The organism is Pseudomonas sp. H3_A02, assembly GCF_054671965.1.
The window spans coordinates 4,541,888-4,556,747 of record NZ_CP162807.1 but is presented as its reverse complement, the minus strand read 5'-3'; the positions used below and the strand labels follow the sequence as shown (position 1 = coordinate 4,556,747).

The 14,860-nt window shown below is 60.7% G+C and carries 15 protein-coding genes; 3 read left to right on the top strand and 12 right to left on the bottom strand.

Annotation, left to right across the window (positions count from 1 at the left end; all coding sequences use genetic code 11):
• Position 1 precedes the first annotated feature (1 nt).
• The 7 genes from AB4N80_RS20020 to AB4N80_RS19990 all read right to left on the bottom strand — a co-directional run bounded on the left by AB4N80_RS20020 (position 2) and on the right by AB4N80_RS19990 (position 7,125).
• Entirely contained in the window at positions 2 to 1,108 is a 1,107-nt protein-coding gene (locus AB4N80_RS20020) for an enoyl-CoA hydratase/isomerase family protein (protein WP_305471061.1), read from the bottom strand.
• 134 nt (positions 1,109 to 1,242) lie between these two features.
• Complete coding sequence (locus AB4N80_RS20015; protein ID WP_460078444.1) at positions 1,243 to 1,950, bottom strand: HPP family protein; 708 nt, start codon at positions 1,948 to 1,950, stop codon at positions 1,243 to 1,245.
• A gap of 176 nt (positions 1,951 to 2,126) precedes the next feature.
• On the bottom strand, positions 2,127 to 3,506 hold the full coding sequence (locus AB4N80_RS20010) for a UDP-glucose dehydrogenase family protein (protein ID WP_122568597.1): 1,380 nt from the start codon (positions 3,504 to 3,506) through the stop codon (positions 2,127 to 2,129).
• A gap of 97 nt (positions 3,507 to 3,603) precedes the next feature.
• The gene (locus tag AB4N80_RS20005) at positions 3,604 to 4,539 is read right to left on the bottom strand and encodes a LysR family transcriptional regulator (protein ID WP_122568598.1); all 936 of its coding nucleotides are present in this window, start codon (positions 4,537 to 4,539) and stop codon (positions 3,604 to 3,606) included.
• Positions 4,540 to 4,714: 175 nt separating this feature from the next.
• Complete coding sequence (locus AB4N80_RS20000) at positions 4,715 to 5,254, bottom strand: hypothetical protein (RefSeq protein WP_122568599.1); 540 nt, start codon at positions 5,252 to 5,254, stop codon at positions 4,715 to 4,717.
• 40 nt (positions 5,255 to 5,294) lie between these two features.
• Positions 5,295 to 6,086: a putative hydro-lyase gene (locus tag AB4N80_RS19995; RefSeq protein WP_122568600.1), complete on the bottom strand. Its 792-nt coding sequence runs from the start codon at positions 6,084 to 6,086 to the stop codon at positions 5,295 to 5,297.
• Positions 6,087 to 6,177: 91 nt separating this feature from the next.
• Entirely contained in the window at positions 6,178 to 7,125 is a 948-nt protein-coding gene (locus tag AB4N80_RS19990; RefSeq protein ID WP_122568601.1) for a LysR family transcriptional regulator, read from the bottom strand.
• Between the two features lie 241 nt (positions 7,126 to 7,366).
• On the opposite strand from AB4N80_RS19990, the gene AB4N80_RS19985 reads away from it, so the two are divergent.
• Together AB4N80_RS19985 and AB4N80_RS19980 are read left to right on the top strand one after the other, a co-directional pair.
• Complete coding sequence (locus AB4N80_RS19985) at positions 7,367 to 8,608, top strand: OprD family porin (protein WP_460078438.1); 1,242 nt, start codon at positions 7,367 to 7,369, stop codon at positions 8,606 to 8,608.
• Positions 8,609 to 8,802: 194 nt separating this feature from the next.
• Positions 8,803 to 9,375 carry a histidine phosphatase family protein gene (locus AB4N80_RS19980; protein WP_122568603.1) on the top strand — a complete coding sequence of 191 codons (573 nt, stop codon included), beginning with the start codon at positions 8,803 to 8,805 and terminating at the stop codon, positions 9,373 to 9,375.
• Here the strand turns inward: AB4N80_RS19980 and AB4N80_RS19975 are convergent.
• From AB4N80_RS19975 to AB4N80_RS19965, 3 genes are all read right to left on the bottom strand, one after another.
• Positions 9,364 to 10,044 (bottom strand): class I SAM-dependent methyltransferase, encoded by a 681-nt coding sequence (locus AB4N80_RS19975; protein ID WP_122568604.1) that lies wholly within the window; start codon positions 10,042 to 10,044, stop codon positions 9,364 to 9,366. The genes AB4N80_RS19980 and AB4N80_RS19975 overlap by 12 nt on opposite strands.
• 52 nt (positions 10,045 to 10,096) lie before the next feature.
• The gene (locus AB4N80_RS19970) at positions 10,097 to 10,726 is read right to left on the bottom strand and encodes a LysE family translocator (protein WP_122568605.1); all 630 of its coding nucleotides are present in this window, start codon (positions 10,724 to 10,726) and stop codon (positions 10,097 to 10,099) included.
• Positions 10,727 to 10,868: 142 nt separating this feature from the next.
• Entirely contained in the window at positions 10,869 to 11,492 is a 624-nt protein-coding gene (locus tag AB4N80_RS19965) for a TetR/AcrR family transcriptional regulator (RefSeq protein ID WP_305471074.1), read from the bottom strand.
• A gap of 110 nt (positions 11,493 to 11,602) precedes the next feature.
• Here AB4N80_RS19965 and AB4N80_RS19960 point away from each other — a divergent pair, with 110 nt between their 5' ends.
• Positions 11,603 to 12,607: an NAD(P)-dependent oxidoreductase gene (locus AB4N80_RS19960; RefSeq protein WP_122568606.1), complete on the top strand. Its 1,005-nt coding sequence runs from the start codon at positions 11,603 to 11,605 to the stop codon at positions 12,605 to 12,607.
• A 194-nt stretch (positions 12,608 to 12,801) separates the two neighbouring features.
• Here AB4N80_RS19960 and AB4N80_RS19955 read toward each other — a convergent pair whose 3' ends face one another.
• Together AB4N80_RS19955 and AB4N80_RS19950 are read right to left on the bottom strand one after the other, a co-directional pair.
• The gene (locus AB4N80_RS19955; protein ID WP_122568607.1) at positions 12,802 to 13,326 is read right to left on the bottom strand and encodes a hypothetical protein; all 525 of its coding nucleotides are present in this window, start codon (positions 13,324 to 13,326) and stop codon (positions 12,802 to 12,804) included.
• A gap of 74 nt (positions 13,327 to 13,400) precedes the next feature.
• Entirely contained in the window at positions 13,401 to 14,837 is a 1,437-nt protein-coding gene (locus AB4N80_RS19950) for an amidase (protein ID WP_305471076.1), read from the bottom strand.
• Positions 14,838 to 14,860: the final 23 nt, after the last annotated feature.

Here is a 14,860-nt window from a genome sequence, read left to right as displayed (position 1 = left end):
CTCAGTTCCCGTGGTCGTCGAAGCCGTCGAAGAAACTCGTCACATGGTCGGCGTCCAGCGCCTCCAGGGTCGGCGGGTTCCAGCGCGGGCTCTTGTCTTTGTCGATCAGCAAGGCGCGCACGCCTTCGATCAGGTCACCGCGTTCGAACCATTGCCGGTCCAAGTGCAGTTCCAGAGCAAAACAGTCTTCCAGGCTCAAATGCCGGCCGCGCCGCAGCATTTCCAGGGTCACGGCCATGGCCAGGGGCGAGCGGCTGTCCAGCACGTCGGCGGTCTTCAGCGCCCATTCATGGCTGTTGGCGACGGTGACCTGGCGCAACTGCTCGACCATGCTCGGTAAATCGGGCAGGGCAAAGAAATGGTCAATGGCCGGCCGTAAGTCGGCCAGAGGGGGCGCAGGGAGCTGTTGCTGGCCGAGTTTGGCCAGCAGGTTCTGCAGGTCCTTGAGCGGCATGTCGTGCCACTCGAGCCGATCGAGACGTTCGTTGAGTTGCTGAAGTTTGTGGCTGTCGAGGTACCAGTCGGCGAGCCCGCAATACAACGCGTCGGCGGCCCGGATCTGTACGCCGCTGACACCCAGGTAGATCCCCAGCTCACCGGGAATGCGCGGCAGGAAATAGCTACCGCCCACGTCCGGGAAATAACCGATGGCCACTTCCGGCATGCCCAGGCGACTGCGTTCGGTCACGACCCGCAGGTCGGCGCCTTGCACCAGGCCCATGCCGCCGCCCAGCACGAAGCCGTCCATCAAGGCGAGAATCGGTTTGCGGTAGTGGTGGATCGTCAGGTCGAGGGCGTATTCCTCGACGAAGAAATCTTCGTGCAGGGTGTCACCCTGCTTATAGCTGTCGTACAGCGAGCGGATGTCACCGCCGGCGCAGAAGGCCTTGTCGCCCGCGCCACGCAGTACCACGGCGTGAATGTGTGGGTCGAGTGCCCAAGTATCGAGTTGTTGCTGCAAGCTGCGCACCATGCCCAGGGTGAGGGCATTGAGGCCGGCGGGGCGGTTCAGGGTCAAATGGCCAATGTGATTGCGAACGTCGACCAGCACCTCATGGGTCACGGATTCGATGGTTTCCGCAGCTTGGGATGAAACCTGAGCTGTCATCGCTAACTCCCTGCTTTTATTGTTTTTTATGAATTGTGTCGCGCGTACCCATGCAGGATCGTACCAGTGCAAATTTGCCTTGCACAACCGGGATACGTGCAGGTCCTGTCTGCATATTTATAGCAGCCACAGGCTCAACCGCGACGTGAAAGAACCTCCGTGATGCTGCGGCGCTTGGCATTTCGTTCGCTGACGTGGATCAATTGTTCGAGATCTTCCGGGGTGACGTCGAAGAAGGCTTCCATTTCCGCCAAAGCCAGTTTCAGGTCTTCTGCGGTGATGGCCTGCCGGTCGACGGGAGGGTGGTCGGCCGGTATGACGGCCACCGGCTCGCTGGCGCGCTTGGGATAGCGCACCCGCGTCAGGTTGTTGTAGGCCAGCGCAAAGGAGAGCAGCCCGAAGCCCGCCAGCATGGCCGCGCCGACGGCCTGCCAGTCCAGGGCAATGATGGCCGAGTCCGCCAGCACCAAGGTCGCCGCCAGGGCGCCTGCCGGCGGGTGCAGGCAACGCAGCCAGCACATCAACACCAGTGCCATGCCGGCCGCCAGGCAGGCGCTGCCCAGGGTTCGGTCCAATACATGAGCCACCAACAGCGCCACGACCGACGCACACAGGTAACCGCCGACAATCGACCAGGGCTGGGCGAGGGCGCCCGAGGACACGGCAAACAACAGTACGGCCGAGGCGCCGAGGGGGCCGATCAGGTGCTGCGCTACCTCAAGACCAAAGACCTGGCCACATAGCCAGACACTGAACATCGTCCCCAACGCCATGCCGATGGCGGCGCGGCTCCATTCGGTGGGACGGGTATTGATAGCGGCGGGGAACCAGCGAGAAAGCATTAAGCGAAAATCCAAAAAACGAACAAAAAAAGGGGCTTACGGGAAAGTCCCAGAAAGCCCTTTAAGTGTTCCAACAGTTGGGGGAGGAACGGTACACAGTGTGCCGCTCACAACCTCCGCTTACAAATTCATATTAATGCTGGTTGAGTGCATTAATTTTGAGGTAAGGCTCGGGCTCAAGCGCTTCTTGAGGCAGGAAACCACGTTTGCTGGGCAATGGGCAGGTTGCGTGACTGGCCGCGACCCATCGGGAAATAGGTGAAGCCCTTGTCGGCCATGCGTTCCGGGTCGAACAGGTTGCGACCGTCGAAAATCACCGGGGCCTTGAGCCGCTGCCGGATCAAGTCGAAGTCCGGCGCCTTGAAGGGCTGCCATTCTGTGCAGATAACCAGTGCGTCGGCCCCCGGCAACACCGACTCTGGCGTGCCCATCAGCATGAGTCGGGTCTCGTCGGGATAGAGCAGTTGCGTCTGCTGCATCGCCTCCGGGTCAAACGCACGGACACTGGCCCCCGCGGCCCAGAGCGACTCCAACAGGGTGCGACTCGGCGCATCGCGCATGTCGTCGGTGTTGGGCTTGAAGGCCAGGCCCCACAACGCGAAGGTCTTGCCGCGCAGATCGCCCTGGTAGAACGCCTTGATCCGCTCGAACAGTTTGTGTTTCTGCCGACCGTTGATGGCTTCCACCGCTTGCAGCAGGTCGCTGGAGCAGTGGGCCTGCTCGGCAGTGTGGATCAGCGCGCGCATGTCTTTGGGAAAGCACGAGCCGCCGTAGCCGCAGCCCGGGTAAATGAAGTGGTAGCCAATGCGCGAGTCGGCACCGATGCCCAAGCGCACGGATTCGATGTCGGCCCCCAGGTGTTCGGCCAGTTCGGCGATCTGGTTGATGAAGCTGATCTTGGTCGCCAGCATGCCGTTGGCGGCGTATTTGGTCAGCTCGGCGCTGCGCAGGTCCATGAACAGGACCCGGTCGTGGTTGCGGTTGAACGGTGCGTACAGGTCGCGCATGGTTTCGCGCACTTCATCACGTTCGCAGCCGATCACGATGCGATCCGGACGACGGCAATCGGCGACCGCCGAGCCTTCCTTGAGGAATTCGGGGTTGGAAACGATATCGAACTGCAGCAAACGACTGGCCTTGAGCAGGCATTTGTCGATGTGCGCCCGCAGAACGTCACCGGTGCCCACCGGCACGGTGGACTTCTCCACCACGATGAGCGGTTGCTCGCGATAACGGGCGACGGCCTCGCCAACGGCCAGGACCTGGCTCAGGTCGGCACTGCCATCGTCCCGGGAAGGCGTGCCCACCGCGATAAACAACACCTGGCCGTGTTGCACGGCAAGCTGTTCGTCACAGGTGAAGTGCAAGCGTCCGGCCTCCAGGCCTTCACGCACCAGCGTGGCCAGGCCGGGCTCGAAAATGCTCACCTGGCCTTGCCGAAGGCTGTCGACCTTGCGTTCGTCGATGTCCATGCACACCACGTCATGGCCTACCTCGGCCAACACGGCGGCTTGCACCAAACCTACGTAACCACTTCCGAATACACTGATCTTCATGGCGGATTCCCTGGATCATTCCGAGTAAGCGACATGCACAACCAGCGTTCGCCGCAGTGCGCTTGGTTCAGAATAAGTCGGGGATATTGCAGTTCACTTACAGTCCGCTGAAGTCTTGCGCCGTCAATCGGTACGCTGCCGGCAATTGCGCGACGAACTCGCCCACCACTTCCCGAGTCAGGCTGACAATGTCTTCCACCCGCTCCATCCCGGCGCCGGTCCGCCAACTGGCGACGATGTCCATGACCGATGGCAGCGGCACGCCGTCCACCAAGGTCAATGTGCCTTGGGCCAGCTCGCCGACCACCAGCGCCGCGGGCATGGCGCCGATGCCAAAACCGTCGCGAACCAGGCGGGTGATGGCAGAGGCTGAGTTCACGCAGTTGATGCGCGGCGAGACGATGTTGGCCGAGTGCAGCAGGTTGAGGATGTCCTGGTGGGGCCGCGAGTTGCGCGAGAACGTCACGATGCGTTCCTGGGACAGGTCTTCCAGTGACGCATAGTGTCGGTCATAGGCGGAGCCGGTGCGCACCACCCAGTGCATCGGATAACGGGTCAGCAGTGCGTTGCGCACGCTGTCCAGGCGCAGGATGTCGGTCTGGAAAATGATGTCCTGGTAGCCTTTTTCCAGCTGTGAGCAGAGGTTGCTTGCGGTATCGGCCGACAGTTCGATCTCCAGGGCCGGGTAGCATTCCATCAGGCGTGTCACCAAGGGGCTGAGCCAGGTGTGGATCACCGTATCCATCGCGCCAATGCGGATCCGGCCGCGCACCTGGCGCGGGTCCTTGATCACGGCTTTCATGCTTTGCATGGTGTCCATGATGCGCTCGGCGTACTCCAGCACGCGCTGGCCTTCGGAGGTGAGCGACACCCCTTTGGAGTCGCGCACGAACAAGCGCACGCCCATTTCGTCCTCCAGGGCGGCGATCCGGCTGGAAATGGAGGCCTGGGTGGTGAACAGCTTTTCCGCGGTGAGGCGAAAGCTCTTCAGGCGGGCCACCCAGACGAAGGTTTCGAGAAACTTGATGTTCACTTCGGAGTTCCCTTGGCACAGTCATGAAACATGGAAACAGTGGCGACGGGCCTATCCCCAACCTGTGGGAGCATGGCTTGCCCGCGATGAAGATAACTCGCTCTTCCTGGAACTCGAGGTGCGTGCATCGCGAGCAAGCTTTACTCCCACAGTGGCCAGGCAGGTTTCATATTCTTCATTGCTCGGCATTAGCCATGTACAGGACTACTTCTCGCAACTCGGCTAAATCCGGAACATTATCGATGGCCGCTTCCGGCCGGCACCATGGATAGTCCAACTTCGATGCCCAGGCCATGACCATCGGCAGATCGGTCGCCGGCAGGGTCTTCATGTGTTCGATGGTGATGGTCAATCCCTCGACCAGTCGCGACTGCTGATCGAACTGCCAGTCATATAGGCCACAACCGACCCGCGCCTCGCCGCTGTTCTTGTCTGACATCGCCACCAGCCATCGGCACTGGAACGCCTCCACGTTGGCTGGTGGCGGGGCGGCCAGGCAGAACGTATAGACGTTTTCGAAGGTCTGGCCGAAGCGAGTGACCAGCACATCGCCAATGGCGGTACGGCCCTCAAGGTGGTCGGGAAAGCTGATGGAACCGGTGCGCACGACCATGTCCAGAATAGCAGCCGGGATAAAGGCCTGGTCCAGCAGGTGCGGGCGGTTGCTGTCCTTGGCACGGATGTACTGTTGAATCGAGCGCTGAGCAGTGTTCATCGTGTCTCCCTTCAGGTTGAAAAACAGCCTCGTCCGAGGCCTACAAATCACTGTTCCATAAGTCCGTCACCAGCATGCAGCCAGGGGCGTGAGTGATGCACAGCGGTGGACGCGAGGCCTGGACCACCGATTGAGGTGTCACCCCGCAGGCCCAGAACACCGGGATCTCGTCCGCTTCAACCGGCACGGCATCACCGTAATCCGGCGCGTCCAGGGATTGAATGCCGATCAGTGACGGATCGCCGATGTGCACCGGGGCGCCGTGAACATTGGGCATGCGCCCGGTAATCTGGATCGCCTGGATGGCGGCGGCGGCTTTCATCGGCCGCATGGTCACCACCATCTTGCCAGACAGGCGAGCGGTGGGGCGCGTGTCGATGTTGGTCTGGAACATCGCGACATTGCGCCCCAACTCAATGTGCCGCAAACGGATGCCGGCCTCCAGCAAGGGTTGTTCGAAGGAGAACGAGCAACCGAGGGCGAAGGCCACCAAGTCGTCCTGCCACAGGTGTTCGATGTCCAGCGGCGATTGGCTCAATTCGCCGTGGCGATAGACCCGGTATTGAGGCACTTCATGACGGATATCGATGGCGGCGCCCAGGTTGCGGAAGAACGGATCCCCTGGCTCGGTCACGTCCAGCACCGGGCAGGCCTGGCGGTTGAGGGTGCAGTAGCGCAGAAATTCATTGGCCCAATCGCCGGGCAGAATCACGATATTGGCTTGTACGCGACCCTGGCACAGGCCACTGGTATGGCCCTGGTACTGGCCGGCGGCGATGCTTTGGCGCAGGGCCAGAGGCGTGCATTGCTGCAGTTGTTCGAAGGACGTCATCACGGGTTCTCCAAGTGTTCGTTCGCTACTTTGAGAACACCGTGGCGATGACGTCCAACAAGGAATATTGGTACCCCGCGACAACTAAAAGTTATTCGAGCGGCGCTTGGCTGTTCAGACCGGGGGCCGCGACCATGCGCTGCGGCCCGACATCGACGGCGTACTGGCTGACCACCTGGCGACTCATCTGGACGATGTTCTCGATCAACTCCAGGCCGACGCCAGCGCGCCAGGACGCAACAACGTCCAATTGGGGCAGGGCGGTACCGGGTTCGAGCTGGATCAATTCGCCGCTGGCCAGGGGCTTGGCCACCAGCGCGGCCGGCAAGGCGCCGATGCCGAAACCGTCGCGAATCAGCCGGGTCATGGCTGAGACCGAATTGACGCAACTGACCCGCGGCGCACTCACGCCATGGGCGTACAGCAGGTTGAGCACGTCCTGATGCGGTCGCGAATGCTTGACGAAGGTGATGATGCGCTCACTGGCCATCTCCACCAGCGACGCATAGGGCCGGGCATAGATCGACTGGCTGGCGGCGATCCAGTGCATGGGGTAATGCCCCAATTCCAGGTTGCGCACGCTTTCGTGGCGGACCAGATCGGTCTGGAACACGATGTCCAGGTAGCCTTTCTGCAATTGCTCACAGAGGTTGCGGGCGGCGTCGGCGGTGATTTCGATTTCCACGGCGGGGAAGGCCTGCATCAGCATCGACATCAACGGGCTGAGCCAGGTGTGGATCACCGTGTCCATCACGCCGATGCGCACCAGGCCTTGCTGCGGGCTGCTGGTGTCCAGTGACTGCTTCAACGCCCGTTGGACGTCGAGCATCTGTTCGGCGTAGTCGAGCACCTTGAGGCCTTCAGGTGTCAGCGAAACCCCACGTGAATCGCGCACGAACAGGCGCAGGCCCAATTCCTCCTCCAGCGAGGCGATCCGGCTGGAGATCGCCGCCTGGGTGCTGAACATCTTCTCGGCGGTGAGGCTGAAGCTTTGCAGCCGGGCGACCCAGACGAAGGTTTCGAGGAATTTGAGGTTCATGAAGGCTCTCGGGAGGCGTGTGGTTCTTATGATTGCAATTGTTACTCCAGATCGGGCCATCGAGCGCATCAATTTTTCTTATGTCCGATCCGGCTTTTTTCCCGTTTGACGCTGCGCGGATCCGCCGCAAAGAATCCACTCCACGACGCAGCCCCACTGCGCCGGCATCCCCATGACAACAATAACGAGGCGTGCGCACAGCCCCTGGAGGGTTCGCTCGCGCCCAAAAAAGGAGCGCGCCATGCAACACGCCACATTCCCTCGATGGACCTGCACCTCGGCGGGCACCTTGCTCGGCTTGAGCCTGATCGGCGTGCCGTGCGCCCAGGCTGACTTCATCGCCGACAGCAAGGGCAGCCTGGAGGCTCGCAACTTCTACTTCAACCGCGACTTTCGCCAGGAAGGGGCACGGGACAAGGCCGAGGAATGGGCCCAGGGCTTTCTGCTGCGGCTGGAGTCGGGATACACCGCCGGGACCGTGGGGTTCGGCCTCGATGCCTTGGGCATGGCTGGTTTCAAGTTGGATTCCGGGGGCGGCACGGCCGGCACCAATCTGTTGCCAGCGGATTTGTCGGGCGGTTCCCAAGACCGTTATGGCGAACTGGGCCTGACCGCCAAGGTGCGCCTGTCCAAGAGCACCTTGAAACTGGGGACGTTGCAGATCAAGGACCCGGCGGTGAGTTCCAACGACACGCGCCTGTTGCCGGGAACGTTCAAGGGTGGGTTACTGAGCGTGCAGGAAATCGAGCGCTTGAAACTGACCGCCGGGCAACTCACGCAGATCAACTTTGTCGACTCCACCGACTACCAGGACATGACCGCCAACCGCATCGGCGGCAGCAGCGACAGGTTCCAGTTCGCCGGGGCGGACTATCAGTTCCTGCCGAACCTCACGGCGCAATACCGCTACAGCCAGTTGCAAGACATTTATCAGCAAAACTACCTCGGGTTCGTCCACACCTTGGACATGGGCGCAGGCCAGTCATTCAAGAGTGACGTGCGTTATTCGCGCAGTACCGAAGACGGTAATTTTCGCGAACTCGACAACCAGGCCTTCGGCGCCATGTTCACCTACAGCCTGGCGGGCCATGCCTTGGGCCTGGGCTACCAGCGCATGAGCGGCGACGATCCGTTCCCCTACATCGGTCGCAGTGATCCGTACCTGGTCAACTTCGTGCAGATCGGCGACTTCGCCAACGTCGACGAGCGCTCCTGGCAAGCGCGCTATGACTACAACTTTGCGGCCATTGGCGTACCCGGGTTGACCTTCATGACTCGCTACATCACAGGCGACAACGTCCAGCGCAGCGCCGCGGGCGAAGGCAAGGAATGGGAGCGCAACACGGACATTGCCTATGTGGTGCAAGACGGCACATTGAAGGGGCTGGGCTTGAAATGGCGCAACGCGACGGTGCGCTCGAATTTTGGCAACGATCTGGATGAGAACCGATTGATCGTCAGCTACACGATGGCGCTGTGGTAAGAAACCCACCGGCAAATTGTGGCGAGGAAGTGGCCACCGCGTCTTCGACGCCGCGCCGCCGAGCGGGAGCAAGCTCCCTCGCCACAGGGTCACTACCTCTGAATAACACAGCATGGCACTCGATGAATGGCGTCGTTGCCTGTATACAGGTGCGCGTCTAAAGGGATTTACCGGGAAAACAAGGAGCTGTTGCTGTGATTTACCTGATACGCCATGCCACCCCGCTGATCGACTACCAGCCCTGCAATGCCCGTTCGGCCAAGCTTCTGCTGGATGAATACAACCAGACCTCCTCTATTGATGAGGCTGAAATTGCAGCATTCCTGAGCCAGCCGGACGTGTCTCAAGTGCTCCTGGCGAGCGAAGCCAACATCCTGTCCTCGCCCGTCAATAGAGCCTACGCGACGGCATGTAGGTTGTTCGACGTGGCGCGTATCCGACAGGATGCTCGATTACGCGAGTATGACCTGCGCTTAAGCAGTATTCCCGTCCTGAGGATGGGCTTGAGGCATTGGTTCGCGTTGCACAGGATTCTGTGGTTGCTGGGGATTTCACTGGGGGCCGCGACCCGAAAAGCCGAACACCAACGGGCGCTTGGTGTGGCCGATGAGCTTTACAACAGCTGCGATGAGCCAGGGAAGATCACAATCATTGTCTCCCACGGCATGTTCCTCAGAACCGTCAGGAAAACCCTGCAAAAGCGCGGCATGCAGGCGCGCAGGATATATCGGTCGGGGTGTTTTACCGTCGAGTCGTTAACGCCATGACGGGGATTGCTCGGCCACCAAAAGCAATGACTGCGGCACCGGACTTTGTGGGTGCTGCGGTTCCTGCAGGCCCACCAGTCGAAACCCCGCCATGTCCAGGGCATTGAGCCAACTGGACAAGGTGCGCAAGTACCACGGCATGGGTTGCCATTGGCCCTTGAACCCATCGAAGGTTTCTTCGCGCCAGCCGTCCTGATAGTTACCCGCCGCCACCGTCCAGGGATGCAGCGTCTGGATCACTAACGCGCCGCCCGGGCGGAGCAGGGCGTTCATCGCGGTGAACAACGGGATGATGTCCTGATGCAACAGGGCGAAGTTGGCGCAGATCAGGTCATAGCCGCTGCCGACGTCCACCTTAGCCTCCACCAGCGCTTCATAGCTGGCCAGATGCACCGGCGAGGAACCTGACGTCCGAGCCGCATCGACCAGCGTCGCGTCGCCATCCACACCCACTGCTTCGATGCCCCGTTCAGCCAGCGCTCGCAACAACCAACCTTCGCCGCAGCCCAGATCCAGCGCGCGCTCGGGCTGACGGCTCAGTACCGCGAGCAGCATGGCCTGGTCGGTGACCGTTTGACGACTTTCAATGGCACCGGTGCGGATGGCTTCGATCCAGGCTTGGGCGTTGTGGTGCCAGCTTTGGAGGAGAGTGGTTTCGGAGGTCGACATGGATCCAGCTCCGCAGTGAATGGGGTCAGCATAGGACAATCGTTGGCCCAGGTCACAGCGGCCGATCAAGAAACAACAGGCGTGCCGCCAGCGCTGCCATGACCCCGGCAAAACCATATGTGCCCAGGCGCCTTGAAATCCCGCCGCTTGCCAGTTTCGCCCTGAGCTGCGCGGCGCAAACACCCAGCAGGGTATGGAAGACGAGGGCAATCAGTGCCAGCAACGCTCCGAGGAAGATCAACTGCAGGCTCACGCCGCCGGCCTTGACGTTGACGAACTGCGGCAGGAACACCATGAAGAACAGCAGCGCCTTAGGATTCAAGAGGCTGTTGAGGGCGCCTCGGCAGAAGATTTTCCACAGCGAAGCCGCCTGGAGCTGGCTATCCTGCGTCGCGGCCGGCGTTCTCAGTGCTTGCCAGGCCAGCCACAGCAGATACCCGGCCCCGGCCAGGCGCAGCACGTCGAACGCTGGCGCCCAGCTCATCACCAGCGCGCCAATGCCAGCACTGACCATCAACGTCATCAGCACGTCCGAAAAGGAAATGCCGAGGGCGGCCGCGACACCGGCACGCCAGCCGTGGGCCAACGCGTGGCTGGTGACGAAGGCCATGTTGGGCCCCGGAACGATCAGCAGAAGCACGACAGCAACCACGAACAGGTAGAGATTGGCGGTATCCGGCATGGGGATCACTCCGTGGGATGAGCCACGACAGTAAGCGAAGGGCGAGGAGGGCGTCAGTTACAGTCCGGGCCTATCTGATAGCAACAGTCGTCTCTCGCGATGAATCCACCGAGCCTGGCGAAAACACCAGCATGCCCAGTGCCTAACGCTGCGCCGCAGCCGGCCTTACGACGCTGCGAATCAGTGAAGCGAATGTTTCAATGACCTCGTCCTCGCCATGGCGCCCCCGTACCAACGCGCCGGACAGGGCTTCTCCCGCGCCAACCAGGCCAATGCAGCATCGCTCAAGTTCGTCCGCTGGCCACGTCGTGTGAGGTTCGAGCACAGACATGAACATCTGCACACAGTTATCCAAGAGCTCCTGGAACACCGCCGCCTTCTCTTCGCTGCCTGCCAGGGCTGCGCCCACGGCATGGAATTCATCGGTGTTATCGGCAGCGCAATGAATGTAGGCGCTGGCAAGGACCAGGGCCGTCTCTTCCAGGCTCCGGGCAGTCTTGGACATGGCGTCACGGAAAGCGCTGACCCGCTCGGTATCGATCCACTTGTAGAGCTCGATCAACAGACCCGAACGGGTACCGAAATGATCGTAGACCACCGGTTTGGACACGCCGGCGCGAACGGCCAGATGCCCCAAGGTCAAGCGATCCGCGTCTTCCTCGCGCACGATCAATAACGCGGTATCCAGCAACTGTCGCCGCCGTTCGGCTTTGGCAAGCCGGCGGGGAGGGGAACTGATGGGGCTGTGCTCAGTGTTTTTCTGCACGTTTTCGTTCCTGGCCGATAAAAACCTACCAATGGTAGGTTCAAGTATGTGATGGTGTGTTAGCTTACCTACTGAAAGTAGGTTTAAACCAGAGACAAGGAGAACACACCATGTCACTTGATCCTATCTTGCTAATGGGTGGTTCTGGCGCCATTGGCCATCACACCGCCCGGGCGCTGCGCGCCGCTCATCCCGACGTACCGCTGTTGATCGGTGGTCGCGACCTTGCCAAGGCTCAGCGCGCCGCCGAGCACATGGGCGGGGCGCGGGGCGTGTTGATTGACTCCGCCGCAGATGACCTGGGCCTCGGCGATCGCCCGGTCAGCGGCGTCGTGGTCTTTTATATGGACCACGCCCTTGCCGGATTGCGTTTTGCGCAAAAGCGCGGCGTGCCGCACCTCAGCATTTCCTCCGGCGTTTTCGAGATCGCGCCGGAAATTGCGACGTACATGCACAGGCCTGACGCCTCGCCCATTGTCCTCGGTTACGAATGGCTGGTAGGCGCGACGACAGTGTCGACGCTGAGCATTGCCCAGGCATTCGGCCGGGTTCACGACATCCGTATCAACGCACTGGTCGATGAGCAGGACACGGGCGGCCCGACCGTCGCCAGCGATTTTGAACACCTGAACAAAATGCTGCCTGCCGCGCTGACACGGCGCGACGGTGTCTTCGTCTGGCGCGAAGGGGAGGCGTCCAAGGCAAGCTTCCATGCGGTGGATGGTACGGAAATCGAGGCTTCCGGCTTCTCGTCCATTGATGTCGTCGGCCTGGCGACGGCGACGGGCGCGCCGAATGTCCAGTTCAACCTGGCCACCGCGGTGAGCTCAAGCCGACGCCAAGGCAGGCCGATGTCTACCGAGATCATCATCGAACTCGTTGGCGAGGGCCTCAAGGGCGAGCCGCTGCATACACGTCATGCGGTCATCCACCCGGCAGGCGCTGCACCTTTGACCGGCCTCAGCGTCGCAATGACTCTGGAACGGCTGCTCGGCTTGGACGGCCAGCCACCGACTCCGCCAGGGCTTTATTTCCCTTATCAACTGTTGGACGCCGCCGCGTATCTGGAGCGTCTGCAGGAGGAGGGCGGTGAGTTACGCAGGCTGCAGGCGTAATCAACCAGGCAATCCCGTGTGCTGACCGTTTCCTCGGTGGCTTCTCAAAAAGACACGGGTCTCGAAAGTCAGGCCGCCTGAGGTGACGGCCTGACGGTCTTGACTCAATGGCTATGCCCGGTGTGCCTTCGCTTGGCGTAGCCGCAGGCTGTGAATCCATACGGCGACCAACCGGGCTGGCCAAGATTCTGCTATCAGGGGTAGACCTGCTTCTTGGTATCTCTGTCAAGCACGTAGGAGTTCACCTTAATCTGCATTTGCTCGCTCCCAGAGACACCGATCATCGATGTCGACGCTGACCACGTGGCCAGGTAGCGCTTGCCAGCTTCCAAACGGATGTCCGGGGCACTGAAGCCGCATTTGCCTCCGCCGGTACCCAGTTTATTCATCGAGACCCAACACCATTCCAAAGAGTGCGTGCCTGGCGTCAGCCGAATGGCTTGGTAACCGAAGTACTCCAGGATTGAATGCTTACCGGCATAAGGTAAGGACTGGCCATCAACCCGGGTTGCCAGGAGCAGGCGATGGAACGGCACACCGAGGTCCCGATACTGCATCGTCTCGAAGTAGATAACCGGGGCATCGGCCACTCCATCGGACAAGTCCAGGACCCGAAGGGTCGGATCCTCTAAATTGCCGGCAAAAGATCTGTACTGATAGTTAGAGCAAGCGGAGAGCAGCAGTAGGGCCGCAGCAGTTCCCAATAGGCGAAACGTCATCGAATCCTTCCTGGAGGTGACATTAGAGGGCGCGCAGTTTAACTGCATCCGACTGCGGGGAGGTACCCACCGGGCTACAGCTTTCCGGCCCAAACCTCAGGTTTGCGTGCTGTCCAAGGCAAAGCACGCTCTAGCTGACCTGCCAGACGCAACAGCACGTCCTCTCGACCAAAGCCCCCTGAGAACTGCATGCCTATAGGCAGACCACTTTCTGGATCAAACGCCAATGGCATGGACATGGACGGAGATCCAGTCACATTCGCTAACGCGGTGAAGGGGGAGTGGGTGAATACGCGATCCATCCAGCCCCTGCCATCCAGGTGCTGCTGACCCTCGTTATAGGTGCCTATTGCAGGGGGCAGCGCTGGCAACGTCGGACTCAACAGGACGTCATACTTGCAGAAGAAGTGCCCCATGCTGCGGGTCACGAGATTTCTGAAATGCATGGCCTCAAGCAAATCAATGGCAGTAAGTTGACTGCCCATCTGATGCAGCGAAAGAGTGGCGGGCTCAAGAGTGCTGGCGGCAATGGGGCGGCCAGTTCCTGCCGCGATGGCGTTGAGCCAGGCAGCGGTATTGGCTGACCAGAACCGCGCATTCATTTCGACAAAGTTGTCCCAACTCAGACCAATGTCCAAACAGACTTCTTCCACACAATGACCCAGGCCTTGGAGCTGGAGAGCAACATCGCGGGTCGCTTCTGCGACCGGTTCGACGGAGCGAGTGGCGTTCAATGGATGCAGGAGAAGGCCAATCCGTAGTGATCCGGGCTCGCGAGTCGTTTCCGCTAAATAGGAACGCTGTGGCTTGGCAATCTCAAAAGGATCACCGACGGCTACCCCCTCGATTGCATCCAGCAAAGCGGCACTGTCGCGCACGGTTCGACTGATCACACCATGCACTGCAAGCCCAGCCCAAACCTCGTCCACCGCCGGTCCCATTGAAACTCTGCCCCGACTGGACTTAAGCCCAAATAATCCGGTAGAGGCCGAAGGGACGCGGATAGAACCACCGCCATCGGTGGCATGCGCCGCAGGTACCAGGCCAGCGGCCACCGCAGCGGCCGAGCCACCACTTGATCCGCCAGCGCTGCGGCTTAGATCCCATGGGTTGCGTGTCGGCCCCGAAAATACCGACTCAGTGGTTGTACTGGCAGCCAACTCGGGCGTGGTGGTTCTGCCAATGGTAACCAAACCTGCCTGCCGCAAGCGGGTCATCAGGTTCGAGTCCTCCTCGGCGATGCACCCGGCAGCCAAGCGACTGCCCAGTTCATTCAAGTGCCCTTTGGCGGTAAGACCCAAGTCCTTGACCAGAAAGGGTACGCCCATGAACGGCCCGGTAGCTGCCTGAGGTTCATTCTCCCAAACCTCAACCACCGCATTGATCTTTGGATTGAGCTGCTCAATAGCGGACAGTGCCGCAGAATTGACTTCGGCTTGGGTGACTTGACCGCTGGCGATCAGCTCAGCGAGACCCAGTGCATCGTATTCGGCGTATTCAGCGGTTCTCATCGCGTTCTCCGAGCCATTTACCT